Source organism: Legionella cincinnatiensis (assembly GCF_900452415.1).
In the GTDB taxonomy this organism is placed as follows: Bacteria; Pseudomonadota; Gammaproteobacteria; order Legionellales; family Legionellaceae; genus Legionella; species Legionella cincinnatiensis.
Map to the genome: position 1 here is coordinate 3,683,963 of NZ_UGNX01000001.1, position 18,006 is coordinate 3,701,968.

An 18,006-nucleotide genomic window follows, 5' to 3' on the forward strand; every position below is an offset into this window, starting at 1 on the left:
AGGAGCTATGTGTGGTATTGCTGGGGAATTCCAATTCAATAAAAAAAACATCCCTCTTTTTAATCTAGAAAAGGCATTACTTAAGCAGCTTAACCGGGGACCCGATGATGGTCAAATATACTTCACGAAAAATATGGCGCTTGGACACAGAAGACTAAAAATATTTGATCTCTCTAATCGTGGCATGCAACCCATGGTTGATTCAGATTTAGGCTTGGCACTTGTATTTAATGGAGCAATCTATAACTTTGTAGCACTACGCGACGTTCTAAAATCTAAAGGATACTCCTTTGTTTCAAATAGTGATACGGAAGTACTTCTTAAGGCCTATCATGCTTGGGGAAAAGACTGTGTTCATCGTCTTTGTGGTATGTTTGCTTTCGCAATCTGGGAACAAGCTACAGGTAAATTGGTACTTGCACGGGATCGTCTAGGTATTAAACCTCTTTATTACAGCACGGATGTAAATCATGGGTTCAAGTTCGCATCCACCTTACCTGCCTTAATTGAATTTGGTGATATCGATACCTCAATCGATAAAATTGCGCTTCATTATTACCTCATGTTTCATGCTGTTCCAGAACCCTTGACCATTTTATCCGGGGTAAAAAAGCTTCCTCCAGGCTCTCTAATGACTATCCATCCTGATGGCCACATTGAAGAAAAGCATTACTGGGAGTTAACATTTGATAATACAAAAACCGATCATTATCATGATGAAAACTACTGGATAAAAGAAACTTATGAAGCGTTAAAATCAGCAACTCATCGCCAATTAGCCGCAGATGTTCCAGTTGGCATTTTACTTTCAGGAGGATTGGACTCCTCATTGCTCGTGGCCATGGCTGCCAAACTTGGACATAAAAAAATTCAAACATTCTCCATTGGATTTGACAGCTCAAAAGAGGAACAAGGAGATGAGTTTTTGTATTCAAATCTTGTTGCTTCGAAATTTAATACCCAACATCAGCAAATGTTTATTTCAAATAAGCAGTTAGCGTATTCCTTGGGAAATTGTATTTCTGCCATGTCAGAACCCATGTTAAGTCATGACAATATTGGTTTTTATCTTCTTTCTCATGAGGTTGCCAAACATGTAAAAGTAGTCCTTTCAGGCCAAGGCGCAGACGAGATTTTTGCAGGATATCATTGGTTTCAAAACATACACTTAAATCCGACATTACCCTCCCAATCAGCACCAATTATTTTTGACAAAGTAGCTGATCGCTCTTTTAAAGAATATCAGCAACTCGTAACCCTTGACTTTCAAACGACATTTCATGCTTCTGATTTTTTAATTAGACTTTGTGAAAAAAATAACTCTAAAAACCCAATAGATAATCTACTTAAATATGAAAGTACCTTTGCATTAGCAAATGGACCATTAAGTCGAGTTGATAATATGACCATGGCAGCAAGCCTTGAAGCAAGAGTTCCATTTTTGGATGAAAAAATGCTTAAACTCGCAACGTCTATACCCATTCAATTTAAATTACCTCAAGGAGGTAAATACATTTTAAAACAGCTCGGAAAGAAAATGCTCCCGAAACAAATTGTAAATCGCCCTAAAGGGTATTTTCCTGTTCCAGCATTGAAATATTTAGAAGGAAGCACTTTGGAACTCATGCGTGATGTACTTTCTCCTGACAAGATAAAGCAAAGAGGAATTTTTAATGCGCAAGTAGTTCAAAACCTATTTACAAATTCACCCAAAAATTTTACTCCTTCAGGTATTTCTAAGCTGTGGCAAGTTGGTTTGCTTGAATATTGGTTGCAACAACATAAATTATAAACAAAACACATCATTTTCAGGTTGCTGGCTCATAAAGTGGTCAGCTAATAGAGAAAAGGCCACTAGCACAGCTCGTGGCCAATAATAACCACAGGCATCAAACACCACCTCCAGTTCAAATCTTCATTAAGAGCTCTTTATATTGCTCTTCATTAAAACCTACTGCCACTGTTTTGCCATTGTGCATCAAGACAGGTCGTTTTATGAGTGAGGAGTTTGCGATAATAAAGTCTATTTTCTCTGGAAGACTTAAGGCTTCATACTGATCTTTATATTTTCGGTACGTCATTCCTTTTTTATTAATAGGAAGTTCTCCAGAATAATCACTCCATGCTTTTATTTGTGCTTTTGTGGGTGGGAATTTTTTGAAATCGATAAACTCATAATCAATTTTATTGTTCTCTAGGAAGAGACGCGCTTTTTTTACCGTATCACAATTGGGTATTGCAAACATTGAAATCATTTTATCTAAAGAATTAAATTGCTAGCCATCACCACATTTTATAACGTTGTGATCATTTCTTCTAGGAAAATAGTACTGTATTCAATCATTTGTTACCAAAGCTTCGAGACAGCACTTCGTGCTTCCTCAGCTCGAACGGACCAAGGAATGATTACTTTTAGGAAAATAGTACTGTATTCAATCACTTGTTACCAAAGCTTCGAGACAGCACTTCGTGCTTCCTCAGCTCGAACGAGCCAAGGAATGATTTCTTCTAGGAAAATAGTACTGTATTCACTCATTTGTTACCAAAGCTTCGAGACAGCACTTCGTGCTTCCTCAGCTCGAACGAGCCAAGGAATGATTACTTCTAGGAAAATAGTACTGTATTCAATCAATTGTTACCAAAGCTTCGAGACAGCACTTCGTGCTTACTCAGCTCGAACGGACCAAGGAATGATTACTTCTAGGAAAATAGTACTGTATTCACTCATTTGTTACCAAAGCTTCAAGACAGCACTTCGTGCTTACTCAGCTCGAACGGACCAAGGAATAATTACTTTTAGGAAAATAGTACTGTATTCAATCACTTGTTACCAAAGCTTCGAGACAGCACTTCGTGCTTCCTCAGCTCGAACGGACCAAGGAATGATTACTTCTAGGAAAATAGTACTGTATTCACTCATTTGTTACCAAAGCTTCAAGACAGCACTTCGTGCTTACTCAGCTCGAACGGACCAAGGAATAATTACTTTTAGGAAAATAGTACTGTATTCAATCACTTGTTACCAAAGCTTCGAGACAGCACTTCGTGCTTACTCAGCTCGAACGGACCAAGGAATGATTACTTTCTTAATCCGAACTCACATTAAAATAAGAATTTTAATAGCCACCTTTGAGAGCTCCCGTATTACATGGTGCTAATACGGGAGACCCTGTTTGTATTCATTCGACAACTTTAATTACATGCCGTGAGTATTTTATTGCCTCTATTGTAAGTACATAATCCGAAAAAGTTGTTCGCGTCTCCGTTAAGAGGTTGTTTGTCGTATAAAGCGAAATAATAGGAATCAAATGTATCCATCGTCGTACCGCCCGCACCAGTAGCTCTATTTTGCCACCATGCATAATAGCCTTGTTCATTGGGTAAAGAGGCATTAGGATTTTGTCCTGCGTTATACTGACTAGGCCATCCCTCTTCCGTGACTACCACAGTTTGAGTATAGGCAGCTTTAATAGCATTATATCGGTTATAAAATTGTGATTCTGATGGCTCTGGAAAACCTGGTTGTTCTGGTGACCAATAAGGATAAATATTGGCGCCGACAAAATCTAATTTTGGAATGATTCCATAGGGGTCATATGTAGAAGCAGGAGACTGAGCGAGCTTTAAAAGAGCCCCATCTTGCTGGGCTGTAGAAAGCAGTGCCGCGGAACCTAAGCTGTTTCTAATCGTGGTAAGATCGTCAGAAATATGGTGTTGTACCAGGTCATTAGGTGTCGTAAAATTCCAGTTATAAATATCTTCATTTCCTACAACAATCCCAATAATACAATTACTACCGTATTTATTGAAACTGTCAATAGCAGCTTGAACTTGTTGTGCTCTAGCAGTATCACACCAGGTGGAACAGTTATCCTGAGCCGGATCAAACTCATAAACGCCTAACAGTAATTTCACACCCATAGGACAAGCTATATCAGCCATAGTGGCAGTGCTTTGTCCATTTACTGTAGAAACTATGGAATAAAATGTTTTAACGACAGTAAAGCCATTCTTCTTAGCGGTCTGAAAGTCTTTCGTCATTTCATTTTTCATAGTCTGGATATTATTTTGTATTTGGGCATCTGTGTAGACTTTACTGTGTGCAGGATCGTAATTGATACCACGAGTAATAGCCCATGAAGAAAATGCACTTAAAAAGAGCATACAACCAACTACTTTTTTCATATAGAACTCCATTTATAGAACGTTTAATCTTCCGCAACTGCTAAAATACCCCACCCCACTACCTCTTGCGGCTTACTCACTTGTCCTCACTAAATCCTACAAACATGGAGAGATCAAGACTAGGATGAGCAGTTACCATCTTACATCTATTTTTTATTTTGCCTTCGTGAACGAAAAAAATTGCCGTGAACAGAACACAGGAAACCCCGGGCATCACCCGGGGAACGAATGCTCAGTTTATTAATGCAGGCTCCACTAATTAAATGCCACCCACCATAGGTTAACCCAGGGAACCACCCCAAACACTGGAGTAGGAACACAACTGGTAAATTTGCCTTCAGCATTTAAAGTGCATTGATATATATCACCGAATAAAGAAGTTGCAGTACCGAAATCTGCCACATAAGCGTATTGGGTTCCACCAAATGTTTCAAAAGCAACTGTTCTTGGACTCCAATCAAGTACCCCAGCACCCGGTGTTTCTGAACATTGATTAAATGTCCCATCAGAATTTAAGCTGCAGCGAAATACATCACCATTATCATCGGAGACATAAGCATATGGATTCGCGCCAAATGTTGCAAAAGTTACTGACTTAGGCAACCAACTAGGTGAGCCAGAGAGGGGGGTAATAGTACACATATTAAATGTGCCGTTTGTTGCACCACCGGAGTTTAAACTGCATTGATACACCTCACCATTATCACTTGCTACATAAGCATATTGAACTCCGCCTATGGTCGTAAAAGTGGTCGATACAGGTATCCAACCAAGCGTTGAAGAAGTCGGCGTAGGATTACAGGTATTAAAAGTTCCATCACCATTTAAACTACATTGGTATACATTGGCAACATCATCCGATACGTATGCATACTGAATCCCATTAATTGTTGCAAACGTTATTCCTGACGCATAAGTATAAACAGTTCCTGCTGGCATTAACGCATTACAGATATCGAATGAACCCTCTGGGTTTAAAGTACATTGATAGACGATACCAGTTGGCCAAGATGCAACATAAGCGTATTGAATACCATTCACAGTCGCAAAAGCTATGGACTCAGGAACCCAGCTAGGTACCCCCGCAGTATGTGCAGGCCCGCATCCATCCAATGTACCATTGGCGTTTACATGACATTTATATACAATGTGGTTGAAACCTGATGCCACATATGCGTATTTTTGCTTAGTAAGAGCAACAGTCAGAATCTCACAACTAGTACCAGAACCCACACCACTTAAACAGAGTTTGATGCTGACCGGCCCAGGTGCACCTAAAAGAGTAAGATTTGCCGGAACTGTATCACTAACAGAAAAAAGATAATACCCATTATTAGTTGGATTACTATGAGCCACAGTATATCCCGGAGTCAGTATTTTAATTCCCGCTTTAGGGTAAGTCCAATTTGGTGTCACAGTAGTAATGGTTAATGTGTCTACATAAGGTGAAACTTTAAAAAAATTTCCAGGACGAATAATTGAGTTCTTGTTTTCAGCCCAACCTGATTGTCCGTAGAATAAGAAAAAAGCTATACCTATCAACAATATCCTTTTTATCATAGTTTAAATTCCTTTATTTGAAGCAAGCTACATTAGTGATTGATAGTACAATGCAATCAAACAATAGCTCAAGTTTTTTATTAGGATTACAGAGTGTATTGCAGCACAATTATTCATTTAAAAATATCTGGGTTCAGACTCCTAATGTTTTTTCATGATACCTCTTCAAAGAAAATAAGTATAAATTAACATGTTCATTGCAGTTAAGGGGAGACCCATTTTTATAAATTCAAAAAATCCAAATCCTTTCATTCCTCGTTTCTCCATGTTTTGGATAATGATGACGTTACTTGCAGCGCCTAGTATCGATAAATTGCCTGCAATGGTACTTCCTGCTGCTAACGCAAGATACTGAGAGTCAGTTGCATGATGACTTATTAATAAGGGCAAATACAAAGCGACTAAAGGTACATTGGAAATGAATTGACTAAAAATTATACTGATGAATAAAATTACTGGGATTTGGGTCACGGTTAAATGAAATTGATTTAGAGTTGTTTGAAAAAAGCCACTATCCCACACGCTTTGTATGAGTATGAACGTACTAGCAAAAAAAAGTAGTGTTCCCCAATCCAGCTGTTTTAACAAAATCCATCGTTGTTTGCTAAATAAAATGGGTAGTGCTGCGATTAAAGCAATATAACTAAAATTGATGCGCAGCGATGTGTGCATCACATCAGTGATTATTTTAGCCAGCACTAAAAACAACATAAGAATCAAACTTATTTTCACAAGCATCACCATTGGATAATCATTAATCGGCCCCGGAACTGGCTTTTCAATGGGTTTGTTTAACTCAGGCTTATAAATAAGATAAATAAAGAAATAAGTCATCATGAGATTAATTACAGTTGGAATAATCAATGGATTAATAAAATCCAGAAATGGTGATGACAATCCCCCTTTTACAGCAATCAATAAGTTTTGTGGATTTCCTATCGGACTTATAACACTGCCAATAGTAATTGCAAATGCTAAAGCAAAGAGTAAGGGTTTTGTTACATGTTTTTGTGATTTGCATAATTGTAAAATAATAGGGGTACCCACAATAGCAATGGTATCATTCATCAATAAAGCAGCACTGAAACCAAGAACAAAAACAATAATTAATAAAGCGTGGTTTCCTGTTACCACATGAAAAAAAATGCGATCCGTTATACGTTCCAAATAGCCACTTTCTTCTGCTGCTTGGCAAATCAAAAACATTCCAAATAAATAAAATATCACATCAGGTTCAATAGCATTAAGTGCATGCAATGGGGATATTTGTTGAAATAAAACGGATGCTACAGCGCCTATCGCCATAAAAACCCATATGGGGACAACCACTTTAATGAGATGCCGCGAAGCAATAGCAACTAAAACCATTAAAAGAATAAGAACCGCTATTGGCATCCACCCATCCTAAAATTTTTAATTAATTATCGCCAACTTAATTTTGAAAATCATTAAAAACAATTTATTTTTAAAATAATTGTTTCACTTAAATATCTTATGCCTACAAAAATAAGGTATTTTAATTTCAGGGAGGAAACATTAGGTCATCAGAATCATTAAATCGACGAAATTTTCTTAAAAAAGCTAGTTTAATTCTGTCGGAATTTACACCTAGATAGTTTTAACCCTAAATAAGGCTCACTCGGCTAATTGTTTTTATCTAGATGTATTCGATCATGAGAAAAAGTAAAATGAAAAAATATTTTTCAGGACTTTTTTATTTATCCACGCGGCACATCTCCAGTCTGGGTCCTTCTAGCTCGAAATTCATATATTGTTGAATTGCTTCTACACGCAATATTCTCATTCTTCTCGTGATCTCACGGCCTATATATTGCGAAGAAAGCTCTTTAGTGTTAATGGAGTTAGCTGCCTCAAAAGCATGACGTATTTTTTCAATATAGGTCGATTCTTGGGTATAACATTCAAAAACATGTAAGCACTCGTTGAAGCGATCCTTGTTTTGAAAAGCACCCATATTTGTCAATAAATTTAATAGCTCTGGTGCCTCCAGTTCAGGGAGACGTTGGAACTGTTGCAAGTTCTTAGTGGCTAATAATGCCAAGTCACGGTATTGGTTGGGTACATTGAATTGTTTACAAAATTTAATTATTTCTTCTTGAGTCAGATCAAGCATCAAAGCAGCGAAACGTACCTGAGCTGAGTTTTTATGCTCCGCGGCTCGTTGCATGGCCTTAATACCAGAACCTGGTATTTTTATATAAGGAAATAAAATACGATCCGCGTTGCATTTTTTTAACACATCGAAAAAATTTTCTGGATGAGTCCCCATAAGTGCTCGTTCCATTTCCTTCCAAATTCTCTCTTTGCTTAGTTCACTCACTTTGTTTTCAATAACCATTTGTTTCATGAGCTCTAATGTTTCTGAAGCTACTTCAAAATCTAAACAAGCAGCAAAGCGCGCCGTACGTATTAATCGAAGAGGATCTTCAACAAATGCAGGGGATATATGGCGGAGTATACGGTTTTCCAAATCAATCTTTCCATTGTAAGGATCAATTAATTCACCCATTTTTTCTTCTTCAAATGGAAAAGCCATAGCATTAATTGTCAAGTCTCGCCGCTTTAAATCGTCTACTAAAGTAATCGAAGGAGAGGTATCGAATTCAAAACCACCATGTCCATAACCTTTTCGTTTTTCAAGACGAGCAAGTGCGTATTCTTCGTTGGTCTCAGGATGCAAAAATACAGGAAACTCACCCGTACCTTGGTTATTTTGCACTGGCTTATAGCCTAGTTCTAACATTTCATCCCGAGTTGCTCCCACAACCACCCAATCATTATCTTTGGGATGGAAACCAAGTAATTTGTCACGAACTGCGCCGCCTACTAAATATATTTTCATAACTCACATAAAGATCAATATCTTAACTAAGTGGTCATTTTATATCCAAATAAATAATAATTCAAGAGGAACTTATAGATTCTGCAGTAATCCCTAGAATGTAGATTAAAGAGGTAAACTTCAAGTTTCTAATAATTTAGTCTTATTTTCATGAGCATCTACAACAAAGATAATTCGTTTTGATTCATTCTACTGAGTCTCATTTGTGATTTTTGCTAGGTTCTGCTCCATTGGTTCCCATTTTGGATGTGTCGCTTTATGTGCGATGTTCCGCCTTGCAAGATCCTATTATTGGTTTAAGCATGAATGGTCAAAAAACCTATCACTTTGGTAAAGTAAAAATAAACCAAGCACCTACTTCACTATTTTTTACATACAGTTTGCCGCCACATGCTTCGACAAGATTTCGACACATAGTAAGCCCTAAACCAGTACCCTGGGGTTTCGTCGTAAAATATGAATGCAAAACTCTGTCTCTATGTTCTGGAGTAATGCCTGGCCCATTGTCTCGAATATGAATTTCAATATATCCAACTATATCTTTTGTTTGTATCGTTAGCTCAGGAGAGGTGTGCGTTCGCATTGCTTCGATGCTGTTTCTTGCTAAATTTAAAATAACTTGCATCACTTGGATTCTATTGATGCTTAAATTGGGCAGCTCTTCTTCAAGATTTAAATTGATCTTCAATTTTGAATGAGTCAATTCATAATTCAAAAAAATCATCGCATCCTTAATTAATACATTGATATCCGTTTCTTCAGAAAGTTTTTCATCTTGGTGGATGAAACTTTTCATTCGACTCATTATCTCACTGGCCTGCTTCGCTTGAGAAATAATTTTTTCCAAAAAAATTAATAAATCTTTATCCAATTTATTGGTTGGATTATTTTGCTGTATTTGTAACAGGCAAGTTTGAGCGTAAAGAAAAATCGCAGTTAATGGTTGGTTGATTTCATGTGCCAATGCTGATGCCATTCCCTCCATAGTATTCAATCGAATTGCATGAGCAAGTTTCGACTGCTCTTTCATCCTTAATTTTTTTCTTAAATAAAATTTGGTTAAGTCCTTTATCAGCAAAATAATTTCCGTACTTTGAGAATTAGGGTTATAAACAGGATGAAAATTTATTTCAAAATAAAAATTTGCATTATATTGGTCATTAGTATTTTCTATGACAATGGTTGTTTCTTTGCCTAATAGAGCTTGATCACAGGCATTAATTAATTCTTGTTTGTACTTTGAAATATCGGCCATAAGCGTCAAAAAATTCATTCCTGAACAAATTTCTATTGAAAAAGTTCTTGCAAAAATTTTAATAAAAGATGCATTTATTATTTTAAAATAAAATTCTTCATCTAAAGTAGCTATAGCGTCAGGAACATTGTGCAATAAATTTTGGAGGATCTCCAAGGATTGCTTTAATTGAATTTGTTGTGATTCTAACTGTCGTATGTAGGTTATATCTCTGAGAACCACCTGTACTAATTCATCCTTTGCAGGCCAGCACTCCATATATACCCATTTTTGTTCCTCACCTTTTGATAATAGCTCCAGCTCACAAGTTTGCTTTACCTGTTTTTCCAATACCGTTTGGATGCATTTTTTTAGAGTGTTATTGGGGGAAATATTTACTAGTGTCAAAAAATTTCTATTAATCAATTGACTACGATCGTACTTCAATAGAAAAGCACATTGAAAATTAACCGCTTGTATTTGATAGTTTTTATCAAGAGTCAAAAAAGCGGAAGGATTAAAATCGTAAAACTCAGTAAATTGATCGTGTAAACTCTTTATTTCTTCATAAAGAGAGTTAATTTTTTGTTCTTTTTCATGTAACTTTTTTTCCTTCCGTAATAGTTGTTCTTGTAATTGTTTTATGTCGAGTATAGTCTGGAACGATGATTCTCCATTGATTGTTAAATCCATTTCATTATTTCCTTCATAATACTTAGAGTTTAAATAAAGCTTTTTATAAATTGTTTTATTTACTCCTTGGGTGCAGAAAAAGCAACACTAACAAGTCATCTATAAAGATAAAAAAAACACCTCTTCAATAACCATTAAATCTCCAAAAGATATTTCAAAATAAGATATTTTACTTCTATAGTTTATAAGTATATGGCTTTGATTAATACAATCTAGGAAAAATCATGACATTAACATACGAGGTGATCGTTTTAGGTGGCGGAAAAGGCGGTAAAACTCTGGCTGTCGATTTAGCAAAAACGGGGCAGCGAGTTGTTATGGTTGAAAACAATCAAATTGGCGGTACGTGCATTAATGTGGCATGCATACCAACAAAAACGCTCGTACAATCAGCTAAGATAGCCCATTATTGTCGTTCAGCAACAGCGTACGGTTTAGAAGCTACTCTTGCTCCCGTGGATTTTAAAGCAGTTCGTACCCGTAAGGATTCAATAGTCAATTCGATGCGTGAAGCAAACTTAAAACAATTTTTAGATTCAGGCATGGATCTTATGCTGGGTCATGGGCATTTTGTAGGACCTAAGACGATTGAGGTGAATTTATCCTCACCACGAAATGGTCAAAAAGTACTAGAAATTACTGCGGATAAAATTTTTATTAATACCGGTGCCTTACCTTTTATCCCCCCCATTCCGGGGCTCGACAAAGTAAAATATTATACTAATGACAGTTTAATGAATATTGATAGAGTTCCCAAGCATTTGCTTGTAGTTGGTGGCGGCTATATTGGTTTAGAGTTTGCTCAGTTATTTCGTCGTTTGGGCGCAGAGGTCACGGTGATAGAAGCAGACAGCAAGTTTATTAGCCGTGAAGATAGAGATATTGCTGAGCAGGTATTTGATACACTAACTAAAGAAGAAATTCATTTCACTCTTAATACTAAAATCAATAGTATTCAAGAAGCACAAGGCGAAATAATTATCCATGCAAATCAAGATGGAAAATCTAAGCTTATTCGTGGCAGCGATATTCTTATTGCGGTGGGACGGGTTGCAAATACAGCGAGATTAAATTTAGATAAAACAGGAGTGGCGCTTGATGAGCGCGGTTTCATTAAAGTAAATGAATATCTAGAAACGACATCCCAAGGTATTTGGGCTCTGGGAGATGTAAAGGGTGGGGCCCAATTTACGCATTTATCTTTAGATGATTATCGTTTAGTCAAACATAATCTACAAAATCCACAGAACAAACATTCAGTACATGGGCGACTTATTCCCTACACCGTATTCCTTGACCCAGAACTTGCCCGAATTGGAATGACAGAATCACAAGCTCTTGCCGAAGGTTACTCTCTAAAAATAGCAAAAATTCCTGCTGCTGTTGTTCCTAGAGCAAAAACACAAGGAGAAACAACCGGTGTTCTGAAGGCGGTTATTGATGCAAAAACAGATCGTATTTTAGGTGTTTCCATTTTTTGTGCCGAGGCTGGTGAGATCCTGGGTGTCATCCAATTGGCTATGGAATTGGATATGTCTTATCAAAAATTACGTGATGTTATGTTTGCTCATCCTACATTAGTTGAAAGTATTAATCTGTGGTTTGCTGGAGTAACAGAAAAGCCCATGATTAATAAAATGAGTTGAGTTATCTCGTATTTCTGTTATTGAAGCACGATTATGTTTCACTACCTTCGGAATCTTTAAGCCATATTCAAAGGTTATTTTTGTTTTTTTCTTTGTTTTGTTCCCATTTTTTAGCGTTCTATATTCCCATACCTGAAATGATATGTCCTTATTATTAGAATCCTCGCGATCATCATCCTAATTTAACTCATGATATTTTCTTATGAGTCCCAATAAGTCATTGAGTTCGAAAGGTTTCGACAAGAATGATTCATATTGCATCCCCTCTACTTTTTCCAAATTAGTTTTAGCGGAGGCAATAATCGTTGGAATATTTTTTATCTGCTGATTTGCTCGTTTTTTTTCTCTAAACTCAAACCCATCAAGCACAGGCATCATTAAGTCTAAAAAGATAACAAAAGGAAGTGGATTTTTTTCAAGAAAGCTTAATGCTTCTTCTCCATTTCGAACTGTTACCACTAAATATCCTGCATATTCCAAAGCCCAAACTAATGCCTCTCTCACTGAATTATTATCTTCAATTAATAAAATAAATTTCTCATTTTTTTCTAATAACATGGTATTGCTTAAAGGGTTAGGTTAAGACATGTGTAGTTATATTAAATTACCGGGAAATATATTCAAAATGATTCGCCATAATTAGCCGGCTTGCCATGTTCGATAGTATTGTTTAACCAGCAATAGAAGGAACACTTTAATTATTGGAATGAAGGACGTCAAACTCCTCATCCAAATTAAATTTAAAATATTCGTTTTCATCCTGATTCTTTATTAAAGAAACCAAAATTTGCATTTCTCTTTTAATTTTTCATTAATATCAATATATTCCATGGATTTTTCATTGCAAAAAAATAAAATTTTTTATCTTAAATCAATTAAATTACATATATTGACCGCCATTGATGTCTAAATTAGCACCTGTGATAAATCCAGCCTCATCTCCAACTAAAAATGATACTGCATAAGCAACTTCCTCAGGCTTTCCAAGACGTCCAAGCGGGATGCTTTTAGTAATCGAATCAATCAATTCCTTTTTCATAGTATGAAGCATGGGGGTTTCAATATACCCAGGAGAAATAGTATTCACCGTAATTCCTTTATTGGCTACTTCGAGAGCTAAGCTCTTTGTAAATCCGAATAAAGCAGATTTTGTTGCAGCATAATTACATTGGCCAAATTGTCCCTTTCTGCCATTAATTGAAGAAATACAAATAATACGGCCATAATTGTTATCAAGCATATAAGGCAAAGCATTGCGTGTAATATTGAAAGTACTGGTTAAATTAGAATCAATTACTTGTTGCCAGTGTTGTGGATCCATCTTCTTTAAACTGATATCGTTTGTAATGCCTGCATTGTTTATTAAAATATCAATACTCCCAAATCGCTCCATGATTAACGAAGTTATATTTTTACAATCAGCAAAATTAACTAAATTTGCAAATAAAACATCAATACTGTAGCCTGCATTTTTTTGCGTTGTTTGCCATTGCATCACTTCATCATGTTTCCCATTTTTAAAATAACACGCAACTACATGATAATCAGCCGCTAAACGCCTACAAATTGCCGTTCCTATTCCACCTGTACCCCCAGTAACTACTGCTATTTTCCGTTTCATAAAACAAATCTCCTGATCAAATTGGATATTATTTATCTTTATATTTGATTTTTTTTATATTATTAAAACTTCGTTTAAGATGACTATTAACTATTACCTTGTGACTATTAGGGATAACCAGAATAAATTAAATGAACTTAATGAAATAATATTTACATAATCTTAGTCGAGTACATTGACGTGTTCGTGTTACGATCTAGATAGCTTGAATACTTTTAGGATAGAACCGCTAGATGAATGGACTAATACAAACGATCTCACCAGAGCAGCCGCTGTTACAGCTGATCCATGAGTTAAATCAGCCCTTAACTGTAATTAAAGCGTATCTCGGCGGATGTGACCTTAGGCTAAAAAATAATGAGCTAAGTTCTGATCAAATGGTAAACACTTTACAAAAAATTATGGAGCATACGGACGTTCTTGCTAATAAAGTGTATGGAATGCAAAAAATAATTACCCAAGATGACAGTTCTATTTCTCATCTTATTACGGAAATCACTTCATTATTTACTTTTGAATTAAACCTATATGATATTCAATTAAAGTTAGAATTACTGGAAAATAACCTGTCTGATTTTTGTATGAATAAATCTCAATTCAAGCACATTATGTTTTGTTTATTGAAGCTATGCATCGACACTGTGGAAAAAAATGGAATCCCAAAAGCTAAATTAGCAATTCAAGCTAAAATACTTAAAAAATATACACTCAACATGACAATAAAAAGTAATTTTCCAATAGAAAAAGATAACTTAGAAAAAAAGCTTACTTACTGTCGTTCTCTTCTTTTCGAGGATTGTGTCACTATTGATACTCAATTTTTGTCTCATGGAATTAGTATCTCACTCTCAATATTTCACAAGGATAGTCGATATGCCATTTAATAATACAACTGTTTATATTGTGGATGATGATCCGCAAATATGTAAATCATTTCGGTGGTTATTTGAGTCAGTGAATCTTAAAGTAGAAACCTATGAAAATGCCAAAAATTTTCTGGATAATTATAATGAAACCCAAAATGGCTGTTTAATTATCGATGTAAGAATGCCCATAATGAGTGGCATTGAAGTACTAGAGCATCTTAATACGAAAAATAATCAGTTGGCTGTAATCATCATCACAGGCTATGGTGATATTCCCATGGCAGTACGGGCTATGAAAGCTGGTGCTTATGATTTCCTTCTTAAACCAGTGAACCATCAGGACCTATTAGAAGTTACCCAAAAATGCTTGAAAAAAAATCAAATTAACATTCCTCGCTCACAATCTGATTTTAATGAACGCATGAATAGTTTAACCAAACGTGAAAAACAAATTATGGATTTAGTGGTTGAAGGTAAGCTCAATAAACAGATTGCTTATGAGCTTAATATCTCTATATCCACGGTTGAAGCTCATCGTGCTAAAGTCATGAAAAAAATGCATACCAAAACTCTGGCTGATCTTATAAAAATTAATTTGATGCATATGAATCAAATAAACTTTTCGGATCTGGGGAACTTATATTGATTTTACTGGCGTACCCGTTGTCCTTTTTAAATTGTCTTTTTTACGGCTTCAATTTGTTTTTTTATGGCCGTAAATACCTGCTTGTATTTATGATAATTCAAAAAAGCTTAGCGAGCACTATACCCACCATCTACGATCAAATCGCTGCCAGTTACAAATTTTGATTCCTCAGAGGCAAGATAAAGAACAGCATAAGCCACATCCAACGGTTCGCCTAAATGACCTATTGGATGTAGGTTCACCAGTTCTTCTTTTGCTTGTTGGGGGTTTTCTTGGGAAGCAAGAAAACCTTCTACCATTTTGGTATCGAGAAACCCAGGACACACAGCATTAACACGAATATTATACTTAGCTTTAGCACAATGTAAGGCAGCGGATTTGGTCAATAATCTAACGGCCCCTTTGCTCGCATCATATGCTGCAAGTCTTCTATCCCCAATCAAACCTTCAATGGATGCGATGTTAATAATGGAACCTCCACCGGTAGATTTCATGGATTTAATCGCATATTTTGTTCCGAGAAAAACCCCATCTAAATTCACACTCATAACCCAGCGCCAATCTTTTAATGAAATTTCTTCGATGTTCTTCCCTACCCCTACCCCTGCATTATTTACCACAACATCCAGTTTTCCATAATTTTTTTGCACTTGGGCTATAGCTTTTTGCCAATCTTCTTCTTGAGACACATCGTGTTCAATGAAAATTGCCTTACCGCCATGTTCTGTAATATCGTCTATAACCTCATCGGCTCCATCTGCTTTTCTATCGGTTATAGCAACACTTGCTCCTTCCTGCGCAAGTAATTTAGCTATTGCTCGCCCAATACCGCGACGACCGCCAGTAATCATGGCTACCTTTCCTCTTAAGCGATGCATAGATAAGTCCTTTTAGTTTAAGATAGAGCAGCATCATAGGGCTAAAAAGCCCTATTTTAAAAATGTTTTATTGCTATTTTATTATTAGCAATGAAAATTCAAGGAATATTATTTCATAGTATAAAAACCAGTAATCGAGGTAGTAAATTCTGGTGCAGAAAAATTTGGCCAATGATCTTTATCAAAACCAGGAGCATCTTTTAAACGCTGTTTATCTACATTAAGAATGAAACAATCGTCCTTGTTGTTGTATAAAAATAACTGCCAAGGCACTGCAAAATATTTATTACCAAATCCTAAAAAGCCACCGAAATCTAATACTAAATAACTTACTCTCCCTGACTGTTTATCAATAACTACCTCTGCAATTTCACCCAAATTTTCATTTTCCGGATTCATTACCTTAGATCCCGTGATTTCTCCCGATTTTACAATTCCTCTATGTTCCATGTTAATTCCTTTTATTGTTGAAAATTCATTGATTTCAATATTAGTATCTGATGTGCTCTTGAAAACTGCTTAATCATTTTTGGGATTTCCTCTTTCATATAACCTATTGTCTTTGGAACTAATTTAAGGTCCGCCACGTGCCAGCAACACAATAATCAAAATAAGAAGAATTAAACCAACACCACCGCTAGGATAATATCCCCAGCCTGCACTATAAGGCCACGCAGGAAGTAAAGCTAATATCAACACAATTAAAACTATTAATAAAATTAAGTTCATATTAAAGTTCCTTTTTTAATGATGAAGCTTTATTAATATAGCTAATACTGATTGAACTTCTATTAAGGTTTTCCTTTCTACTTCCTCCAAAATTTAGTAAATAAAGTTTTAAAGCGAGAAAATTGATACAAATCGGATCATGAAAATTACTTAATCGTCCCTATGTAATATATAAAAGAAAATAAATAGAAACTGATTAATATTTATTCAATTATAAAGAGATGCGTGTTTTCCTTAAATTGCAAAACCGATCTTACAATCTATTCTTTATTAACCTAATCTATTTGGATAAATAACTATGAATTCACTTAATGGACTTAAAATTGCTATCTTACTCACCGATGGATTTGAACAAGTCGAAATGGAACAACCTTGTGAAGCATTGCAAAATCAAGGCGCTCAAACTTTTCTTATTTCCAATAAATCTACTGTTCAGGGATGGAATCATGCAGATAAAGCGGACTCCTTTAATGTGGATGTACTTTTAGAAAACGCCAACCCCGATGAATTTGATGCATTACTCTTACCTGGAGGTGTGATGAATCCAGACACATTACGCACATTACCTGAAGCTGTTGAATTTACAAAAAAAATGAATGCGCAACAAAAAACGATAGCCGCTATTTGCCATGGACCGTGGCTTTTGATTAATGCGCAAATGGTTAAAGATAGATACTTAACTTCATGGCCTTCTGTAAAAATTGATTTAATAAATGCAGGAGGAAAATGGATTGATCAACCTGTAGTTAAAGATAAGAATTTAATTACCAGCAGAAAACCTGAGGATATTCCAGAATTTAACAAAGCACTTATAGAACAATTGCATGAATATAAAACGAAGGCTTAACTAGGTTTAACGTGCAAAACTCCACGGTCAGAAATAAATTAACAATAGTGAATACTTTACTTTTTGGGATTTTTATGAAAAATAACAACTCTAAAAAACAGGAATCAAAATGTGATTTTAAATGTTTTAAGGGTCTTTTTTAGTCTGGAATAGCAGGAGGCTGGAAAATTGAACTTGCACCATTTTTCTTAATTTAAATACGATTTTAAATGCAATTTAAAAATATTAATGATTAAAT

Annotated in this window: 16 protein-coding genes; 5 read left to right on the plus strand and 11 right to left on the minus strand. The window is 35.7% G+C overall.

From position 1 onward, the window contains the following. Positions 1-7: 7 nt before the first annotated feature. On the plus strand, positions 8-1,792 hold the full coding sequence (locus DYH34_RS16110) for an N-acetylglutaminylglutamine amidotransferase (RefSeq protein ID WP_058463701.1): 1,785 nt from the start codon (positions 8-10) through the stop codon (positions 1,790-1,792). Positions 1,793-1,907: 115 nt separating this feature from the next. On the opposite strand, the gene DYH34_RS16115 is transcribed toward DYH34_RS16110, so the two are convergent. The 6 genes from DYH34_RS16115 to DYH34_RS16140 form a co-directional block, all read right to left on the minus strand. Continuing rightward, on the minus strand, positions 1,908-2,255 hold the full coding sequence (locus DYH34_RS16115; RefSeq protein ID WP_058463700.1) for an arsenate reductase family protein: 348 nt from the start codon (positions 2,253-2,255) through the stop codon (positions 1,908-1,910). A 937-nt stretch (positions 2,256-3,192) separates the two neighbouring features. Continuing rightward, positions 3,193-4,185: a glycoside hydrolase family 17 protein gene (locus tag DYH34_RS16120; protein WP_058463699.1), complete on the minus strand. Its 993-nt coding sequence runs from the start codon at positions 4,183-4,185 to the stop codon at positions 3,193-3,195. 255 nt (positions 4,186-4,440) lie between these two features. Then, entirely contained in the window at positions 4,441-5,745 is a 1,305-nt protein-coding gene (locus DYH34_RS16125) for an isopeptide-forming domain-containing fimbrial protein (protein ID WP_058463698.1), read from the minus strand. A gap of 165 nt (positions 5,746-5,910) precedes the next feature. Then, positions 5,911-7,140 (minus strand): SLC13 family permease, encoded by a 1,230-nt coding sequence (locus tag DYH34_RS16130; RefSeq protein ID WP_058463697.1) that lies wholly within the window; start codon positions 7,138-7,140, stop codon positions 5,911-5,913. Between the two features lie 319 nt (positions 7,141-7,459). Continuing rightward, positions 7,460-8,608 carry a tRNA nucleotidyltransferase/poly(A) polymerase-related protein gene (locus DYH34_RS16135; RefSeq protein ID WP_058463696.1) on the minus strand — a complete coding sequence of 383 codons (1,149 nt, stop codon included), beginning with the start codon at positions 8,606-8,608 and terminating at the stop codon, positions 7,460-7,462. Between the two features lie 322 nt (positions 8,609-8,930). Continuing rightward, positions 8,931-10,535: a PAS domain-containing sensor histidine kinase gene (locus tag DYH34_RS16140; protein ID WP_058463695.1), complete on the minus strand. Its 1,605-nt coding sequence runs from the start codon at positions 10,533-10,535 to the stop codon at positions 8,931-8,933. A 224-nt stretch (positions 10,536-10,759) separates the two neighbouring features. Here DYH34_RS16140 and DYH34_RS16145 point away from each other — a divergent pair, with 224 nt between their 5' ends. Beyond that, positions 10,760-12,181, plus strand: coding sequence for a mercuric reductase (locus tag DYH34_RS16145; protein ID WP_058463694.1), 1,422 nt, complete (start codon positions 10,760-10,762; stop codon positions 12,179-12,181). Positions 12,182-12,358: 177 nt separating this feature from the next. Here the strand turns inward: DYH34_RS16145 and DYH34_RS16150 are convergent, their stop codons facing one another. Both DYH34_RS16150 and phbB read right to left on the minus strand, forming a co-directional pair. Then, a complete protein-coding gene (locus DYH34_RS16150; protein ID WP_058463693.1) occupies positions 12,359-12,739 on the minus strand; it encodes a response regulator in 381 nt (126 codons plus the stop codon). A 322-nt stretch (positions 12,740-13,061) separates the two neighbouring features. Then, positions 13,062-13,802 (minus strand): acetoacetyl-CoA reductase, encoded by a 741-nt coding sequence (phbB, locus tag DYH34_RS16155; RefSeq protein ID WP_058463692.1) that lies wholly within the window; start codon positions 13,800-13,802, stop codon positions 13,062-13,064. Positions 13,803-14,035: 233 nt separating this feature from the next. Here phbB and DYH34_RS16160 point away from each other — a divergent pair, with 233 nt between their 5' ends. After that, positions 14,036-14,686, plus strand: coding sequence for a hypothetical protein (locus DYH34_RS16160; RefSeq protein ID WP_058463691.1), 651 nt, complete (start codon positions 14,036-14,038; stop codon positions 14,684-14,686). After that, positions 14,676-15,314 (plus strand): response regulator transcription factor, encoded by a 639-nt coding sequence (locus DYH34_RS16165; RefSeq protein WP_058463690.1) that lies wholly within the window; start codon positions 14,676-14,678, stop codon positions 15,312-15,314. The genes DYH34_RS16160 and DYH34_RS16165 overlap by 11 nt, the downstream gene beginning before the upstream one ends. Positions 15,315-15,421: 107 nt before the next feature. On the opposite strand, the gene DYH34_RS16170 is transcribed toward DYH34_RS16165, so the two are convergent. The 3 genes from DYH34_RS16170 to DYH34_RS16180 all read right to left on the minus strand — a co-directional run bounded on the left by DYH34_RS16170 (position 15,422) and on the right by DYH34_RS16180 (position 16,921). Next, positions 15,422-16,192, minus strand: a complete 771-nt coding sequence (locus DYH34_RS16170; protein WP_058463689.1) for a glucose 1-dehydrogenase — start codon at positions 16,190-16,192, stop codon at positions 15,422-15,424. A gap of 108 nt (positions 16,193-16,300) precedes the next feature. Continuing rightward, on the minus strand, positions 16,301-16,642 hold the full coding sequence (locus tag DYH34_RS16175) for a PRC-barrel domain-containing protein (RefSeq protein ID WP_058463688.1): 342 nt from the start codon (positions 16,640-16,642) through the stop codon (positions 16,301-16,303). A gap of 123 nt (positions 16,643-16,765) precedes the next feature. Further along, a complete protein-coding gene (locus DYH34_RS16180) occupies positions 16,766-16,921 on the minus strand; it encodes a DUF3309 family protein (RefSeq protein WP_083502700.1) in 156 nt (51 codons plus the stop codon). A 298-nt stretch (positions 16,922-17,219) separates the two neighbouring features. Here DYH34_RS16180 and DYH34_RS16185 point away from each other — a divergent pair, with 298 nt between their 5' ends. Continuing rightward, positions 17,220-17,768 carry a type 1 glutamine amidotransferase domain-containing protein gene (locus DYH34_RS16185; RefSeq protein WP_058463687.1) on the plus strand — a complete coding sequence of 183 codons (549 nt, stop codon included), beginning with the start codon at positions 17,220-17,222 and terminating at the stop codon, positions 17,766-17,768. The last annotated feature ends 238 nt before the right edge of the window (positions 17,769-18,006 follow it).